General features: G+C 70.5%; 13 protein-coding genes. 9 read left to right on the top strand and 4 right to left on the bottom strand.

What is annotated here, in order from left to right; translation table 11 throughout:
- Positions 1–24 precede the first annotated feature (24 nt).
- The 4 genes from HS104_10525 to HS104_10510 all read left to right on the top strand — a co-directional run bounded on the left by HS104_10525 (position 25) and on the right by HS104_10510 (position 6,059).
- Positions 25–1,788: a long-chain fatty acid--CoA ligase gene (locus HS104_10525; GenBank protein ID MBE7480403.1), complete on the top strand. Its 1,764-nt coding sequence runs from the start codon at positions 25–27 to the stop codon at positions 1,786–1,788.
- A 206-nt stretch (positions 1,789–1,994) separates the two neighbouring features.
- Entirely contained in the window at positions 1,995–3,089 is a 1,095-nt protein-coding gene (locus HS104_10520; protein MBE7480402.1) for a hypothetical protein, read from the top strand.
- Between the two features lie 17 nt (positions 3,090–3,106).
- On the top strand, positions 3,107–4,390 hold the full coding sequence (locus tag HS104_10515; protein MBE7480401.1) for a hypothetical protein: 1,284 nt from the start codon (positions 3,107–3,109) through the stop codon (positions 4,388–4,390).
- A gap of 313 nt (positions 4,391–4,703) precedes the next feature.
- Positions 4,704–6,059, top strand: a complete 1,356-nt coding sequence (locus tag HS104_10510) for an MATE family efflux transporter (GenBank protein ID MBE7480400.1) — start codon at positions 4,704–4,706, stop codon at positions 6,057–6,059.
- Between the two features lie 159 nt (positions 6,060–6,218).
- Here HS104_10510 and HS104_10505 read toward each other — a convergent pair whose 3' ends face one another.
- Positions 6,219–6,704 carry a hypothetical protein gene (locus tag HS104_10505; protein MBE7480399.1) on the bottom strand — a complete coding sequence of 162 codons (486 nt, stop codon included), beginning with the start codon at positions 6,702–6,704 and terminating at the stop codon, positions 6,219–6,221.
- Between the two features lie 23 nt (positions 6,705–6,727).
- Complete coding sequence (locus tag HS104_10500) at positions 6,728–7,450, bottom strand: TSUP family transporter (protein MBE7480398.1); 723 nt, start codon at positions 7,448–7,450, stop codon at positions 6,728–6,730.
- A gap of 71 nt (positions 7,451–7,521) precedes the next feature.
- On the opposite strand from HS104_10500, the gene HS104_10495 reads away from it, so the two are divergent.
- Both HS104_10495 and cadA read left to right on the top strand, forming a co-directional pair.
- Positions 7,522–8,337 (top strand): LysR family transcriptional regulator, encoded by an 816-nt coding sequence (locus HS104_10495; protein ID MBE7480397.1) that lies wholly within the window; start codon positions 7,522–7,524, stop codon positions 8,335–8,337.
- Positions 8,338–8,434: 97 nt separating this feature from the next.
- Complete coding sequence (cadA, locus tag HS104_10490; protein ID MBE7480396.1) at positions 8,435–11,011, top strand: cadmium-translocating P-type ATPase; 2,577 nt, start codon at positions 8,435–8,437, stop codon at positions 11,009–11,011.
- A gap of 308 nt (positions 11,012–11,319) precedes the next feature.
- Here the strand turns inward: cadA and HS104_10485 are convergent, their stop codons facing one another.
- Positions 11,320–12,990, bottom strand: coding sequence for a hypothetical protein (locus HS104_10485; protein MBE7480395.1), 1,671 nt, complete (start codon positions 12,988–12,990; stop codon positions 11,320–11,322).
- Between the two features lie 117 nt (positions 12,991–13,107).
- Positions 13,108–14,382: a C69 family dipeptidase gene (locus HS104_10480; protein ID MBE7480394.1), complete on the bottom strand. Its 1,275-nt coding sequence runs from the start codon at positions 14,380–14,382 to the stop codon at positions 13,108–13,110.
- Positions 14,383–14,430: 48 nt separating this feature from the next.
- Between HS104_10480 and HS104_10475 the strand changes: the two genes are divergently transcribed.
- Genes HS104_10475 through HS104_10465 form a run of 3 tightly spaced genes read left to right on the top strand, consistent with a single transcriptional unit; the run spans position 14,431 to position 16,580 of the window.
- Positions 14,431–14,895, top strand: a complete 465-nt coding sequence (locus HS104_10475) for an Rrf2 family transcriptional regulator (protein MBE7480393.1) — start codon at positions 14,431–14,433, stop codon at positions 14,893–14,895.
- On the top strand, positions 14,885–15,850 hold the full coding sequence (gene cysK, locus HS104_10470; GenBank protein ID MBE7480392.1) for a cysteine synthase A: 966 nt from the start codon (positions 14,885–14,887) through the stop codon (positions 15,848–15,850). The genes HS104_10475 and cysK overlap by 11 nt, the downstream gene beginning before the upstream one ends.
- The gene (locus HS104_10465) at positions 15,831–16,580 is read left to right on the top strand and encodes a HesA/MoeB/ThiF family protein (GenBank protein ID MBE7480391.1); all 750 of its coding nucleotides are present in this window, start codon (positions 15,831–15,833) and stop codon (positions 16,578–16,580) included. Before cysK ends, HS104_10465 begins: the two co-directional genes overlap by 20 nt.

Here is a 16,580-nt window from a genome sequence, read left to right as displayed (position 1 = left end):
GAACCTTTAGCGCAGGGAAGTGCCATGGCCGAGCAATTCAAGAACCTGGTCGATCTGTGTGAGAAGAGCTGCAAGAAGTACAAGGACCGCGAGCTGTTCGGCACCAAGACCGAAGGGTCCTGGAAGTGGATGACCTACGGCGAGTTCGAGAAGCTCGTCGACGACTTCCGAGGTGGGCTCGCCTCCCTGGGCGTGGGCGCCGGAGACAAGGTCGGCATCGTCGCCAACAACCGCATCGAGTGGGCCGTCGCCGCCTACGCGACCTACGGCCTGGGTGCGGCCTTCGTGCCCATGTACGAGGCGCAGAAGGCCGACGAGTGGCGCTTCATCCTGGACGACTGCGGCGCGAAGATCGCCATCGGCGCAACGCCCGACATCTACAAGAAGCTCAAAGGCGTGAAGGAGCAGGTCTCGACGCTCCAGCACGTGATCGGCTTCGAGGAGCCGGAGAGCGACGACCACTCCTACGCGGCGCTCCTGAAGAAGGGCGCCGACAAGCCCGTGCCGGCCAAGCACCCGGCGGAGGCTGACACCGCGGGCTTCATCTACACCTCGGGCACCACCGGCAACCCCAAGGGCGTGATCCTCAGCCACAGCAACATCTGCAGCAACATCAACGCCATTCACGCCATCTTCCCCTTCGACCCCAACGATCGCTCGCTCTCGTTCCTGCCCTGGGCGCACTCCTTCGGTCAGACCTGCGAGCTGCACGCCATGCTCAGCATGGGCTGCTCCATGGGCATCAACGACGCCGTCGAGAACCTGGTGGCGAACCTGGCGGAGGTGCAGCCGACCATCCTGTTCGCCGTGCCCCGCATCTTCAACCGCATCTACGACGGCGTGAACAAGCAGATGACGGAGAAGCCCGGCTTCATCCAGAGCCTGTTCCGCAACGCCGTGGCGAACCGCACCAAGAAGCACCGCGGGGAGGACGTGGGCGTCTGGGCGGGCATGGGCATCTCGCTGGCCGACAGCATCATCTTCTCGAAGATCCGCCAGAAGTTCGGCGGCCGGCTCAAGTACGCGGTGAGCGGCAGCGCCGCGCTCTCCAAGGAGGTCGCCGAGTTCATCGACGCCCTGGGCATCGAGGTCTACGAGGGCTACGGCCTGACCGAGACCAGCCCCATCGCCACCGCGAACTTCCCTGGCCACCGCAAGATCGGCAGCGTGGGCAAGCCCATCCCCGGCGTCACCATCAGCATCGACAAGGCCGTGACCGGCGACCCGAAGCACGGTGAGATCCTGATCAAGGGCCCCAACATCATGCAGGGCTACCACAACCGCGATGACGAGAACAAAGCCGTCCTGATGGAGGACCGGACGTTCCGCAGCGGCGACATGGGCTTCGTGGACGAGGACGGCTACCTCTACATCACCGGCCGCATCAAGGAGCAGTACAAGCTCGAGAACGGCAAGTACGTGGTCCCCTCGCCGCTCGAGGAGGAGCTCAAGCTCTCGCCCTTCATCGCCAACGTGATGATCCACGGCGCGAACAAGCCGTACAACGTGGCGTTGGTGGTGCCGGACAAGGCCGCCCTCGACAAGTGGGCCGCGGACAACGGCAAGACCCTGGGCGACGTCGAGAAGAGCGACGAGGTCAAGCAGATCATCGAGGAGGAGCTGAAGAAGTACGCCAAGAGCTTCAAGGGCTTCGAGCGCCCGGAGAAGTTCGTGCTGACCAGCGAGGACTTCACCACCGACAACGGCATGCTGACGCCCACGCTCAAGCTGAAGCGGCGGAACGTGCTTCAGAAGTACGAGCCGGCGCTGGATGCTTTGTACAATTGATGTGGCGCTCCGCTGACGATGGGGGAGCCTCGCGGCACTTCCACTCGGTCGAAACGACCGGCGCCGGCCCCGGCCGGAATTCGCACACTCCTCTCTCTTGCCGATCGCGATCTGATCTTGCCAAGACCCACGACGTGGTTCCGGAGCGGGCCTCCGGCCCGCGTGAGTCTGGTGAGGTCCTTGGGATCTGCGCCACTCCCCGAGTGATGAACCCCCTGCAAACGTTGCCTCTTCTCGGGTTGAGCCTCCTTCTGGCCTGCGCGGGGGCGCCCCCGCCGGCGGTCGCGCCCGAGCCCGAGGCAAGGGCGACGCCGAAGTGCGAGCCGGTGGACGTCGCCCGAGGCGAGGCGGCGTTCGAGCGCGCGAAACCGTTCCTCGAGCACCTGCGCTACGAAGAGCACCCCAAGCGCGAGCTCTTCGAGCAAGGCGTGAAGGACCTGGAAGAGGCGGCCGAGCACGGCAGCCTGGAGGGGCAGCACCGCTTCGGCAGCGTGGTCTTCGGCTTCGCGTTCACCGATCACGCGCCGGAGCCTGCGGACGAGAAGGACTACGTCCGCGCCTTCACCTTCCTGCGCGTCGCCGCTCTGCGCGGGCACGGGCGGGTGCTCGGGTCCTTTCCCGGGCTCGACGCGAAGAACGTCGCTGGGCTGCGGCTGGAGGAGCCCCTCGACACCATCCCCAGGGCCTGGCTCGCGAAGGCCTTCGAGCAGGCCGACACTTGGATGGCCTGCGCGCCGGCGGCGGCGAAGAGCCGCTACGTCGCGCCGCCTCCCGAGCCGGAGAAGCCCACGCTCGCGCCGAGCGACAGCGGCTGGACCAAAACCCGGGATCCCGAGGGGCCGATGCTCCGGGTCACCGACGAGCAGGACCTCGGCTCCGCGCTCGAACCGCCGATCACCACGCGTTGGCTGGCGGCGTTGCCGGCGCTCTACGCCTGTTACGCGGAGTGGCTCGGGCGCGAGGCCTCCGCCACGGCGACGCTGACGATCTCGATCAAGCTCCCGAAAGGAGGCGTCGAGGTGAAGGGCGCCCCGGACAACGCGCTCTCGAACTGCACGCGGGAGGCCTTCGCCGCGGTGAAGCTGCCGACCGACGCCGAGCGCGGCGCGCGCCTCGAGATCGGTCTCTACCCGCGGGCGCTGTCGGCACCTGCGCTGCCCGAGCCGCACGATGACGCCAAGCTCGAGCGCTGGGAGGCCGACGGCAGCTGCTGGATGATCGTCACGCACCCCTGCGCGCCCAACAAGATGTGTTTGGCCCCGACCCGCGAGCGGGTGCGCTGCAGGCAGCCTGCCCCGTGACGGTGTAGACTCGCTGCATGCGGACCACCTGGCGCGTGCTCACCGCGCTCTCGACGCTGCTCGCGAGCTGCGGGGGAAAGACGGAGGGCCCGAGTGCCGGCAGCGGCGGCGCGGGTGGCAACGCTGGCACGAGCGGCACGGGAGGCGCCGGCGGCGCCGTCGGCGGTAGCGCTGGTGGCTCGCTGGGCGGCGCAGGCGGCAGCGTCTCGGGCTGCGTGCTCGAGTCGTCTGGCGATCTGCCCGCGCTGATGGCGGGCCCCGGCACGCTCACCGGCCCCGGGATCGTCGCGACGGACACCGGGTTCGTGATCGGCTACCGCGACCAGGACGGGAGCTCGCTCCGCGCCCTCGTGCTCTCGCTCTCCGACGCGGGCGTGGCCGGCAATCCCTCCGACTTCCAGCTGGGCGGCTGCACCAGCGAAGTCCCGACTGACGGCGTGAGCCTCGCCTATCGGAGCGGCCTCGGGATGCTGGCAGCCAGCACGCCCAACTGCGGCAAGGGCGCCGGCGCGGTATTCATCCCATTCGACGACAAGGGCGTCGTCGAGCAGGCCTCGGCGCCGAAGAACGGCGCGTTCGAGCAGCTCGACACCTCGCTCCGCGCCGTCGCGCCCGGCAAGCTCACCGGAGAGTGGGAGCTCGTCTACCTGGTCACCACGGACGGCCTGCCCGCGGTGGTCGAGCGCATCGTCCTCCAAGGTGCGGTGTTCAAGACCACGGTGCCCATCGCCCACCCGTTCGGGGACGGGCCCCGCCCCTGGGCGTCCGTCGCGACTGGCAGCGAGGTCATCGCGCTGCTCTCACCCAACCCGGCGGCCGGGAGCTCGGAGCTTCTGCTCGGCCCGCTCGGTGCGAGCGTGCTCAGCGTCGCCGCGGCGCCCGCGCTGCCCGCCGCCAACGCCGGCGATCTGGTGGCTTGGGACGCGCGCGTCGCCGCCGGAGTGCGCACCCCGAGCGGGCTCCACGTCGGCGTCTACGAGCTCGCCACGGGCGGCATCAACACCGTCGCCACGGGCGAGCTGCCGAGCCCCGGCGCGCTCTCCTCGGTGCTGGCGGTGGACGGCGATCGACTCTACGCCGCCCACGGCAGCCCCATGTTCATCCAGCTCGACAGCCTCGGCGGCGCGATGGGCACTCCGAGCTTCGGCAACATTTCGTCCGCCAAGCTCGGCGCGGACTTCGACGGAACGCGCCTCGCGATCGCTGCGGCGCGCGGCAAAGTCGCGCTGGTGTGGCTCGGGAAGCCCAAGCTGAGCTCGAAGAACGTCGCCGGCGGCTGGCTCATCGCTCGCTGCGAGTGATCACAACACCGCGCCGCGCCACGACAATCTGCGCGCGCTTGACCAGTGCGCGAAATCGTGGGATTGAAACGGAAGCTACGAGGTAATCCATGAACCGCCTCCCGCGTAACCAGATGCTCACCGCGAAGTCCCGGAAGGACTTCGGCGTGTGCATTGCCTTCGCGGCAGGAGGTCGGCTGATCGCCTAAACCAGCCAAATACCCCTGATCTCCTGCCGCGGGCACCGAAAGGTCCCCGCGGTTTTTTTTTTGCTTCGCGCTTGGAGTCAATCGTCATGAACACACAACGACAACGAGAATCCCTCCACTGGAGATTGAAACCCGTCCCCGAGCTGGTGCGGCTGGCGTGGCCCATCGCGGTCTCGATGCTGTCCTACAGCGTCATGACCCTGGTGAGCACGCTGTTCGTCGGCCGGCTCGGGGCTAACGCACTCGCAGGCGTGGGGCTCGGTGGCATCGCTGCCTTCGGCCTGATCGTCTTCGGCTTCGGCCTGCTTCGTTCGGTGAAGGTCGTGGTCAGTCAGGCCACCGGCGCCGGGCGGCGCGGGGACATCCCCGTGTATCTCGCGGCAGGCATCGCGCTCGCGCTCGCCCTGGGGCTCCTGGGCATCGGCGCGGGCCGCGGGCTGGCCGCGTTCCTACCCCGGTTCTCGGCCAGCGCCGAGGCCGGGCACCTCGCCGCCGAGTACCTGTGGTGGCGTAACCTGGGCGCGCCGTTCGTGCTCGTGGCCGTGGCGCTCCGCGAGGCGCGCTACGGGCTCGGGGACTCGCGCTCGCCGCTGGTCTCCGCGCTCGGCGCGAACCTCTGCAACATCGCGCTCGACGCGCTGTTCATCCTGGTGCTCGGCCTCGGCGTGCGCGGCGCGGGTGCGGCGACGGCGCTCTCCCACGTCGTCGAGGCGGCGCTGCTCGTCTCGGCGTCGCGTCGCCCCGGCTTCGCCTGGGCGCGGGTGCGGCTCCGACACGTCGGGACCTTGCTGCGCCTCGGGGTACCCCTGGGCCTGCAGTTCCTGCTCGAGATCGGCGCCTTCGCGGTCCTGGTCGTCGTGCTCGCGGGCATCGGCGCCGTGGATCTCGCGGCGCACCAGATCGCCCTGCAGCTGACCCACATCTCGTTCCTGCCGGCGCTCGCCGTCGGTGAGGCCGCGAGCGTGATGGTCGGGCAGGCGGTCGGCGCCGGACAGGACGGGCTCGTGCCAAAGGTCGCGCGGCGCGCGCTCCTGGTCGCGACCGCGTACACGGGAGCCTGTGCGCTCGTGTTCGTGGCCTTCGCCCAGCTCCTGGCCGGGGCGTTCACCACCGACCTCGCGGTCCGCGCGGTCACGGTGAAGCTGCTCTGGGTGGCAGCTGCCTTCCAGATCTTCGACGGGGCAAACGCCATCGCCCGCTGCGTTCTGCGCGGCACCGGTGACGTGCGCTACCCGGCGGTGATCGCCGTGGTCATCGCCTGGGTCTCGACCCCGCCGTTGGCTTGGCTCTTGGGCGTGCGCCTCGGCTGGGGCGCGCTCGGCGGCTGGCTCGGCTTGTGCGCCGAGATCGTCGTCGGTTCGAGCCTGCTCTGGTGGCGGCTCGAGCGCGGCTCCTGGCGCAAGGCCGCGGAGGCCTCCCGCGAGCGGCTTGCCTCCGAGCCGGGTGAAGAGGAGCTCGTGACCGCGCCGGTCACGGGCTGAGAGAGCACCTCACGTGACTCTTCGCGCACGACGTCTGGCGCCTGACGCCAGCGGAAGCGTAGCCGGCCCCGGCCTCGCCGGTTGCTCGCGGCGGGGCTTCGCCCCGCACCCCGCGCGGGGACCCCAACCCCGCGCCGCCACTCTTCCGACTGGCTGAAGTCAACCTCCACTGACGGTGATCGGCGCTTCGAAGGTGAGCGGCGTACCTTGCTCGGGCTTCGCTGTGACGAGCAGCGTCCCAGCAAGGTCGCCGCCGGCCTCGAGGAACACGGTGATCTCCCGCGGCTCGACCCACTCGGCCGCGCAGGCGGTGAAGCCGCGGCTGCCCTGCGCGAGCAGCGTCGAGTCGGCGCTGGTGAAGCTCGCGTTCAAGAGCCAGACGCTCGGCTCGGCGGAGAACAGCCGGCCGTAGACGTAGAAGTGCGATCCACCTTGGGCGCCGTAGTGACGGACCAGCGCATCGCCGGCCACGAGCGGCGCGTAGCCGCCGCCGATCTGCTCGCGCAAGAGCTCGAACGCCGGGACGCTGCTCGGCGCTGGCCTGCTCGGATCGCACTTCGTGGGCGCCTCGGGCTCCGAGCCCGGCTCCTCCGAGGAGCACCCGGCGACGGCGATGACGAGCACGAGGAGCGAGCTCCGCAGCATGGGGCTCGACATACCACGCGCCCTCAGGAGCGGCCCAACCCGGTCACGGCCAGGACCACACACACCACCAGGACGGCGTGCTCGACGCCGCCCTCCGGGAGCTTCTCGGTGAAGCGGCGCAAGCGGCGCCCGAGCGCGTTGCCCGAGACCAGCGCCAAAGCGAGGGAGCCCGACCAGAGCCAGAGATCGCGGGTCAAGAGACCGCCGGCACCGTAGCCGGCGACGCGCCCGAGGTGCATGGCGACGCCGGACGCCGCGATGGTGCCGGCGTAGGCGTCGCCCGACAGGCCCGCCGACAAGAACAGCGGGCCGGTGAGCACCCCGGCGCCGCCCGCGGTTCCGGTGAGCCCGCCGATGACGAAGCCGGCGGGGGTCATCGCGCGGGCCGGCGCGCGCACGTCGAACGCGCCGAGCGCGCGCCCGAGGCTCAGCGCCGTCACGAGCAGCATCAGCACGTTCACAGCCACGGGGGGAACGCTCACCGCCGCGAGCCCACCGACGGCCGCGCCGGGCACCGCCCCGAGCGCGAAGGCGCGCGCCACGGCCCAGTTCACGCGCTCGCGAAGCACCCAACCGCGGTGGAGGTTCCCGATCAGCAGCGCCGGGGTGGTCACCGCCAAGGCCCGGACCGGATCCCAGAGCAGCGAGAGCCCGAGCAGCAGGAGGAGCCCGCCACCGAGCCCAGCCAGCGTGGTCAGCGCTCCGGCGGCGACCCCCAAGCAGAGCAGCAGCGCGACGTCGAACATGCAGCCCAGGGTGGGCCTCGGTGAGCAGTTGCACCAATTGATTGTTTTGGTAGTTTCCATAAACAATCATGATGGATGATCTGAAGCACCTGCTGCTGATCGCGGAGCGCGGCACGTTCACCCAGGCGGCGCGCGCCGCGCACCTGACCCAGCCGGCGCTCAGCGTCTCGGTGCGCAGGCTCGAGCAGGCCTTCGGCGCTCGCTTGCTCGACCGCGGCCGGCACGGTGCGGAGCTGACAGCCGCGGGACGAGAGGTCGCCTCCCGGGCGCGGGTCGCCCTCTCCGCCATCGAAGACGCGCGCCGAGCAGTGGCCGAGCTCGAGGGGCTCGACAAGGGAGTGGTGCGTCTTGGGGCCGGCGCGACCACCGCGACCTATCTCTTGCCCTCGCTGCTCGGGCGCTTCCGCAAGCGTCACCCTGGCGTGCGCATCGTGCTGCGGGAGCTGACCCGCGACGAGGCGCTCGATCAGCTCGAGAGCGGCGGTCTCGACATCGCCGTCTTGACTGGACCGGACGGAGAGCACTGGCGCGACGACGCCTTCGTGTTGGTGGCCGCGCCGGGCGTGCGGCTCGAGGGCGCGCCGTTCTTGACGTTCCCCAAGGGGACCGTCACCCGGGAGATGCTCGATCGCCACTTCCCCGAGGCCGACATCGTGATGGAGCTCGGGAGCATCGCCGCCATCAAGGGTCACGTGGCCGAGGGCATCGGTGTGGCGTTGATCAGCCGCGCGGCCATCACCCGCGACCTCGCCATCGGCCGCCTCGTCCAGCTCAGGCACCCCGCCACGCCCATCCCGAGGCAGCTGGTCCTCTGCCACCGCGGCGCCCTGCGCTTGCCGCCCGCCGCGGCCGCATTGCGCGAGCTGATGCTGAGCGTGCGGGGCTGACGCAGTTTTCGCGGGCCTTCTCCGCGACACGCCACTTGCCGCGCCGAGCCAAGCGTTCCAATTCTCCCGATGCCCCATGAAGGATCCCATCTGCGGCATGGACGTGAACCCGGAGCAGCCGAAGGCGCGCTTCGAGCACGAGGGCGTGGCGTACGGTTTCTGCTGCCAGGGCTGCGCCGACAAGTTCCAGGCCGATCCGGCGGCGTACCTGACGGCCATCGATCCCATCTGCGGTATGACGGTGAAGCGCGCGACGGCCAAGGCGAGCTTCCGCCACGAGAAGAAGCCGTACTTCTTCTGCTGCCAGGGCTGCGCCACCAAGTTCCAGGCGGACCCAGCGAATTGCCTGACGGCCGTCGATCCGGTCTGCGGAATGAGCGTGAGCCGCTCGGCGCCGGGTGCGCTGGTCCGCCACGAGAAGAAGCCGTACTTCTTCTGCTGTCAGGGCTGCGCGGAGAAGTTCCAGGCGAACCCCGCCCAGTACCTGCCCGCGACCTCGGCCGAGGCGCCCGCCCCGCCACCGCCGGCGCCCAAGGCCGCGCCGAGCGCGGCGTCCGCTTGGATCTGTCCGATGTGCCCGGAGGTCCACGAATCCAAGCCCGGCGCGTGCCCGAGCTGCGGCATGGCGCTCGAGCCGGCCGAGATCGGCGCAGCCGAGCCCGACAACCCCGAGCTCGACGACATGCGCCGCCGCCTCCGTGTGTCGCTGCTCTTCACGTTGCCGGTGTTCGCGCTGTCCATGGCGGAGATGTTGCCGGGTGATCCGGTCGGTCACGCGCTCGGCTCGCTCCGCGTCGCGAGCCTTCCGGCTCGGCCGCTCGTCCTGGCGCTGCTCGCCTCGCCGGTCGTGCTGTGGGGCGGCTGGCCCTTCTTTCAGCGCGCGTGGGTCTCGCTTCGGACGCTGCGCCTCAACATGTTCACGCTGATCGGCGTCGGCACCGGCGTCGCCTATGGCTACAGCCTGGTGGCCGCACTCGCCCCCGGCCTGTTCCCCGCCGAGCTGCGCGGGCACCACGGCGAGGTCGGCGTGTATTTCGAGGCCAGCGCCGTGATCGTCACGCTGGTCCTGCTCGGTCAGGTGCTCGAGCTCCGGGCGCGCGCGGCCACTTCGAGCGCGGTGCGCGCGCTGCTCTCCCTCGCCCCTGCCCTCGCTCACCGCCTGGACGCTTCGGGCAACGAAGCGGACGCGCCCCTCGACTCCATCCACGTCGGCGACAGGTTGCGGGTGCGCCCCGGCGAGAAGGTGCCGACGGACGGCGTGCTGCTCGAGGGCGAGAGCCGCGTGGACGAGTCGATGCTCACCGGCGAGGCCGCCCCCGTCGCCAAGTCTGCGGGCGATCGCGTCACCGGCGCCACCTTGAACACGACCGGCAGCTTCGTGCTCAGGGCCGAGCGGGTCGGGGCGGACACGTTGCTCGCGCGCATCGTGCGCCAGGTGATGGAAGCGCAGCGCACCCGGGCGCCGATCCAGCGACTGGCGGACCGAGTCTCGGCGTCGTTCGTGCCGGCGGTGGTGGTGGCGGCGCTGGTCGCATTCGGGATCTGGATCAGCGTGGGGCCGGCCCCGCGCCTGGCCTACGCGCTGGTGGCGGCGATCAGCGTGCTGATCATCGCCTGCCCCTGCGCGCTCGGCCTGGCGACGCCGATGTCGATCATGGTGGGGACCGGGCGCGGCGCCCGGAGCGGCATCCTGTTCAAGAACGCCGAGGCGCTGGAGCGGCTGGCCGCGGTGGACACGGTGCTGGTGGACAAGACGGGCACCTTGACCGAGGGCCGCCCGCGCGTCACCGCCGTCAGCGCGCTCGGCGGGCGCAGCGAGACGGAGCTCCTCGCGCTGGCGGCGAGCCTCGAGGTCGGCAGCGAGCACCCCCTCGGTCGCGCCCTTGTCGAGCACGCTCGCGCGGAGAAGCTGACGCTCACTCCCGCCGAGGGCTTCAGCGCCACGCCAGGCCGAGGCGTGAGCGGGCGCGTCGGAGCGCACGAGGTCCGCATCGGTAACGCCGCACACCTTCAGGACGCCGGCATTGAGCCGGGCGAGCTCGGCGCCGGCGAGAGCGCGGGCCGCACGCTGGTGCTGATCGCGGTGGACGGCGCCCTCGACGGAGTGGTCGAGGTCTCCGATCCGGTGAAGAGCACCACCGCCGAAGCGCTGGCGTCGCTCCGAGCGGAGGGCATCCAGGTGATCATGGTCACCGGCGACCGGGAGGCCGCTGCCCGCGTCGTCGCGAAGGAGTTGGGCATCGCGGACGTACACGCGGGCGTCTCTCCCAGCGAAAAGGCTGAGCTGGTCGCCAAGCTCCAGAGCCAGGGGCGCGTGGTGCTGATGGCCGGCGATGGCATCAACGACGCGCCGGCGCTGGCGCGCGCCGACGTCGGGGTGGCCATGGGCAACGGCACCGACGTGGCCCTCGAGAGCGCCCACGTCGCGCTGGTCCGGGGCGATCTCCGTGCCATCGCCCGGGCCCGGGCGCTCTCGCGGGCGACGCTGACCAACATCCGACAGAACCTGGGCTGGGCCTTCGTCTACAACGCGCTGGGCGTGCCCGTCGCCGCGGGCGCGCTCTACCCGGTCTTCGGCATGCTGCTTTCACCGATGATCGCCGCGGCCGCCATGAGCCTGTCGAGCGTCAGCGTGATCGGCAACGCGCTCCGGCTGCGAAACGTCGCCCTGTGAGCTCGCGCTTCGGCACTGGGGAATTTGCGCCACGGGCGCCACGACGCCACGGCGCCACGATTTCATTTCTAGCCGACCCGACGCGCCCGCGCCCGCGCCCGCGCCCGTCAGCCCACGACACAACCAAGAAATTCCGTCGTTGCGTCGTTGCGTCGTGGCGCCGTGGCGCAATCTCTCCCGCTCCCACCCGCTCGGCGGAGCCGGCGCTCCGGCACCCGCGCGCGCGGCAGCCCACGACACGACCAAGAAATTCTGCCGTGGCTTCGTGGCGCGCGTAGCGCCGTGGCGCAATCTCTCCCGCTCCTACGCTAGAGCGCGAGGCTCACCGGGGAGCCCGCCGGCTTGATCGCCGCCGCGTTCGGCGCGAAGGCGCCCTTGTCGCGGATGAGCAGGAACGTCGTCTTGCCGTCGTGCCCGACCGGGTAGGCGAAGCCCTTCACCTTGCCGATGACCTTGCCGGCAGCGTCCAGGATCTCGACCGTGCGCTCGTCGGTGAGCACCGGCCATGGCGTGTCGATGGGCGTGCCCCAGGAGAGGGTGCCGTCGTCGGCGATGATGGCCGTGTTGAAACGCCCCGGGGCGCGCTCGGGATCGGTGGGCACCGCGACGTCACCGGCTCCGTTCACGTACGAGATGCGCTTGTACATCTTGTTGAACGTCCAGTCCGCGGTCCAGGTGGGATCGCAGTAGCCCATGATGTCCTTGTACTTGCTGGGCTCGAGGAAGTTCTTGGTGAAGATGTCCCAGCCCCAGGTGCCGATGCCGCCGCCGGAGTACGGGAACTGCGGATCGGCGTCCTGCGTCTGACAGGGCGCGTGGAACAAGCCGAGCGCGTGGCCCACCTCGTGCGCCATGGTGTCGGACGAGCTCGGGTTGCCGCCGCTCGGGAAAAAGCCGAGGCCGATGCTGCTGCGCGAGAGCACGTCGTTCGGCTGGTTGTACGGCGTGTTCGACAGGCCCGCGATGCACGCGCCGCCGCAAAACGCGGCGAAGGACGTCGCGGGGGTGAAGACGCCGTAGTAGTAGTAGTTGGCCGGCGGCTTGTCGTTGGAACGCAGCTGCATCAGCCAGTTCAAGAGCTGGTTCCAGCCCGAGATGCTCTTCGCCTGGGGGGCCGAGCCGCCATACGTGGCTGGCGCGCGCACCTCGACGTTGACCTCGTGGGCCGGGTACAGCTTGAACAGCCGGTCGTGGTACGCCTGCACCTCGCTGGGCCCGGTCACCGGTGTGATGCCGTTGATCACGATCGGCACCAGCATGACGTTGAATACGCCGGAGCCCTGCGCCCCCAGGTTGACCGCGCCGTATTTCGCCTTGTCGCTCGCGCCGGGGAAGCTCTGGCCCTGCGCTGCCTCGAGCAGGCTGACGGTGTAGGTCGTGTTCGGCTTGATGGTCCCGGGCGGGATCGAGACCTGGATGGTCGAGTTCGGGTCAGTGTCGGACGACGGCCCGCCGATGTACGCCCCGCCGTCGAAGCTGCCGGTGGCGCCGCCGGCGAGCTCGACCCGCGCGATGATCTCGCGGGCCTGGTAGCCGGACTCCGGGTTGACGAAGACGCGGAAGACGCCCTCGCGATCGACGATGATCGGAGCGTTGCGGGCCGGCTCGCTCCAGTTCTGCATCAGCGGCACCTTGACCGCCTGGTACAGGCTGATCTCGGTGATCGACAGGCCCGTCGCGAGCCCGCCCGACGAGATGGTGCCGCCGCCTCCACCGCTGCCCCCGCTCGGGCCACCGCCGGCGCCGCCGGCGGGAGCGCCGCCGCCGCCAGGCGCACCACCGGTGCTGCTCATGCCGCACGCCGGCGCGCACTGCGCGGTGTCCCCGGTGGTACAGACGCACAGCTCGTAGCAGTTCGCGCAGGCGCTACAGCTGTTGTTGGAGCAGTTCGGGTTCGACCCGCTCGAATCCGCCGAGCCGCAGGCGAAGACGAAAAGGCCAGTGGCGACGAAAAGCGAGAGCGAAAGTGCGCGCAGCATCGAGCCTCCCAAGCGCCGACATTGGAGCATGGACCGGCCGACCCGCACGCGCCAAGTGCACGTGCGCCCACGATTTTGCTCGGGCCACACTGGAATTTTCCAGTTGCCGCGGAAGCGTCAGGACGGCGCCGCTGGCAAGCCGGACTCACGGTCGAGGCGGCGCCAGTAGCGGGGCAAGGGCGCCGAGCTCAGGCCGCGGTCCCGCAGCGCCGCTTCCCAGCTCGCCTCGAGTCGCACCGCGCGGGCCCAGGCGTCGCCCGGCGGCAGTCCCTCGAGCACCTCCATTTCGAAGCGGTCACGCTCGGCGCCGATCGACCCCAGCGCACCGTCCAAGTCTCGGAGCGCGAGTCGGTGCAAGCGCTCGTGGCGCCACCAGAGCGTGCCCGGATCGTAGCTACCGTTCGGCGCTCCGAACGCGGGCAACTCGGCGCCGAGGTCCACCGGCTTGAACAGCGACAGACAAGGCGCCGCCGTGGCCGTGACCCAGCAGGCGTCGCCGGGCCGGGCGACCAGCGAGCCCGTCGTCTGCCCGTGCGCGCGCGTCGGCAGCCAGCCGGCGTGCGCGCACACGGTCTGAAACACGCCGCCGAGCGCCCGGCTCGGTCGGTCCGGGGAGCCGTGCTGGCGCAGCGCGCGCATCGCCGTGAGCGCCGAGATGCTCCCGCGCTCGCGCTCGAGCAGCCGCTCCGTGCACGCTCGCCGGCGCACGGCGGCGGCAGCCTTCGTGATCACCGGGTCGGCGAAGATCCGCGCGAAGTCCTCGCGGCCTTTGCCGGGCCGGAGGCCGTAGTCGCGGGCCCGCGCGGCGAGCCCGGAGCTCGTGAGCTCCCAGTCGTCACCGAGGGTGAGCCCGTTGGAGATCGACCGTACGCCGCGCACGCGCTTCGCCGCCCAGGCGCGCCCAGCGGTCTCCAGCACCCAGGCCTCCTCGGGGTCGGCGACCAAGAAGCTGTTGTGATAGCGAAAGACGCTGCGATGCCCGCCGTTGCCTCCCTGTCCGTGCGCTTCGAGCAGCTCTGCGATGAGCTCCACTGCGCCTCGAGCCGAGCTCGCGCGCTCGAGCCCGAGGCGCACCAGATCCATGCCCGTGAGGCCGGTCTCCGCGTGGGGCGCGCGGGTGAACACCGCCTCGTTGCCGATCGCGACGCCGGCGTCGTTCACGCCCATCTCGGCGCCCCACATCCAATACGGGCGACACAAGAGCGCGCGCCGGGTCGCCGACACCTCCGGCACGTCCACGTAGGTGCAGCGCGTGACGGCGCCCGGCGCGTGGCGCTGCTCCGCCACCAGCTCGACCCGCTGCGCCTCGGTCGGTTCGCGGTCGCTGTTCTTGGCGAACAGCATGCGCCCGTCGACCGTGACCTCGGGCGTGGCTACCAGCGTGTCGCACATGGGAGTTGGTTCTTGACAAATCCGATGGGTGAATGCACAAAACCGGCCGTGAAGCTGTCGAACAAGGGCCGCTACGCCGTCCGGGCGCTGTTCGACATCGCCTTCTACAACGACGGTCGCCCCACGCAGGTCAAGGACATCGCGGAGCGGCAAGGCATTCCGCCGCGATTTTTGGAGCAGATCTTCCAGGATCTCAAGCGCGCCAACATCGTGGGCAGCAAGCGCGGACCGCAGGGCGGCTACAGCCTGGCCAAGCGTGCCGCCGAGATCCGTCTGGGCGACGTGGTGCGCGCGCTCGAAGGGCCCATCAGCCTGGCCGAGCGCGCCGAGCCCGGCCCGCGGCGAGGCAAGATCGGAGCGGACGGTCGCACGGTCACGGACGCGGTGTTCCGGGATCTCTCGCAGCGCATCGAGGCCTGCTTCGACGGCGTCACCATCGCCGACATTTGCGGACGCGCCGACGAGCTCGGCATCCACCGCCCGCGGGGGCAGCGTTATGTCTATGTCATCTGACGGCCTCCCGCCCCTCCCCGAGCACCCCGGCGTCTACGGCAGCGTGCTCGAGCTGATCGGCGACACGCCGCTGGTCGAGATCGCCAAGCTCGAACGCGACCCGCCTCGGGCGCGGGTGCTCGCCAAGATGGAGCACATCAACCCCGGTGGCTCGGTCAAGGACCGCATCTGCCTGGCCATGATCGAGCGTGCCGAGCGCGACGCGCGTCTCGGCCCCGGCGGAACGGTCGTCGAGCCCACCAGCGGGAACACCGGCATCGGGCTGGCCCTGGTGGCCCGCCGGCGCGGATATCGCTGCATCCTGACCATGCCGGAGAGCATGAGCCTCGAGCGCCGCCAGCTCCTTTCCGCCCTGGGCGCGGAGGTGCAGCTGACGCCGGAAGCAGAGCAGATGGAGGGCGCGATCGCCAAGGCGCGCGAGCTCGTGGCGACGATCCCCGGCGCGTTTCTGCCGCAGCAGTTCGAGAACGACGCCAACCCCGAGGCCCACTACGCCTCGACGTTCCGGGAGATCGTGCACGCCCTCGGAGAGCAGGCGCCGCACGCGTTCGTGGCGGCCGTCGGCACCGGCGGCACCGTGAGCGGCGTGGGCCGGGCGTTGCGGGAGCGCTTCCCCGACTGCCGCGTGATCGCCGTCGAGCCCGAGACCAGCGCCACCATCTCCCGCGGCGAGCGCGGACCCAGCAAGATCCAGGGCATCGCGGCGGGCTTCGTGCCGAAGAACTACGACGCCTCCGTACCGCACGAGGTGAGGACCATCGCCGACGAGCGCGCCTACCAGGTGAAGCGCGCGCTCGGCCGGCGCGAGGGCCTGCTCGTCGGGATGAGCGCCGGCGCCAACGTGGCGGTCGCCCTCGACGTGGCGCGCGAGCTCGGACCGGGCAAGACCGTGGTCACCATTCTGTGCGACACCGGAGAACGCTACTTCAGCCTCGATGAGTACTTTCAGGACTGACTCGGCCGTGCTCGGCACTCGGAGCGCCCTCGTCGTCGGGGTGGGTGGGCTCGGCTGTCCGGCTGCGCTCGCGCTGGTGCGCGCGGGCGTGGGCCGCGTCGTGCTCGCCGACGACGATCTGGTCGAGGAGGCCAACCTGCACCGGCAGATCCTGTTCGGGCCCGGTGACGTGGGAAGGCCTAAGCTGGAGGTGGCCCGAAAGACTCTGCTCGGGCGTGGCGGGACGGAGCGGGGCATCGAGCTGCACCACGGTCGCCTCTTGCCACAGAGCGCGCGAGACCTGGTGCGCTCGGTGGACGTCGTGCTGGAGGGCTCCGACAACTTCGCGACCAAGTTCCTGGCGGCGGACGCTTGCTTCCTCGAGCAGCGCGCGGTCGTGCACGGCGCGGCCATCCGCTGGCACGGCACCGCCTGGTTGGTGCTCCCGTCCGGCGCGCCCTGCTACCGCTGCCTGTTCGAGGACGTGCCAAAGGGCGCCCAGCAGGGCTGCTCCGAAGCAGGCGTGATGGGCCCGGTGGTAGGGCTGGTCGGCGCGCTGATGGCGGATCTGGCCCTCCGCTTCCTGGTCGGCGACACCGAGGCCGCCGGCCGCATCCTGAGCTACGACGGCAAGACCGATCGACTGCGTTCGACGCCGGTACCGCCTCGCCCCGCTTGCCCGCTCTGCGCGGAGCGGCGCATCGCCGATTTGACCGAGTCCCGCTACGTGACGGGGCTCTGCACAGCCTGA

This window comes from Polyangiaceae bacterium (assembly GCA_015075635.1).
GTDB lineage: Bacteria > Myxococcota_A > Polyangia > Polyangiales > Polyangiaceae > JADJKB01.
Note: the sequence above shows the minus strand (reverse complement) of the source record. Positions and strands in the feature narration are given on the sequence as shown.

Coding starts and splice junctions, on each gene's coding strand:
- HS104_10525 (MBE7480403.1), top strand. CDS start 25: ATGGCCGAGCAATTCAAGAACCTGGTCGATCTGTGTGAGAAGAGCTGC.
- HS104_10520 (MBE7480402.1), top strand. CDS start 1,995: ATGAACCCCCTGCAAACGTTGCCTCTTCTCGGGTTGAGCCTCCTTCTG.
- HS104_10515 (MBE7480401.1), top strand. CDS start 3,107: ATGCGGACCACCTGGCGCGTGCTCACCGCGCTCTCGACGCTGCTCGCG.
- HS104_10505 (MBE7480399.1), bottom strand. CDS start 6,704: ATGCTGCGGAGCTCGCTCCTCGTGCTCGTCATCGCCGTCGCCGGGTGC.
- HS104_10500 (MBE7480398.1), bottom strand. CDS start 7,450: ATGTTCGACGTCGCGCTGCTGCTCTGCTTGGGGGTCGCCGCCGGAGCG.
- HS104_10495 (MBE7480397.1), top strand. CDS start 7,522: ATGGATGATCTGAAGCACCTGCTGCTGATCGCGGAGCGCGGCACGTTC.
- cadA (MBE7480396.1), top strand. CDS start 8,435: ATGGACGTGAACCCGGAGCAGCCGAAGGCGCGCTTCGAGCACGAGGGC.
- HS104_10485 (MBE7480395.1), bottom strand. CDS start 12,990: ATGCTGCGCGCACTTTCGCTCTCGCTTTTCGTCGCCACTGGCCTTTTC.
- HS104_10480 (MBE7480394.1), bottom strand. CDS start 14,382: ATGTGCGACACGCTGGTAGCCACGCCCGAGGTCACGGTCGACGGGCGC.
- cysK (MBE7480392.1), top strand. CDS start 14,885: ATGTCATCTGACGGCCTCCCGCCCCTCCCCGAGCACCCCGGCGTCTAC.
- HS104_10465 (MBE7480391.1), top strand. CDS start 15,831: ATGAGTACTTTCAGGACTGACTCGGCCGTGCTCGGCACTCGGAGCGCC.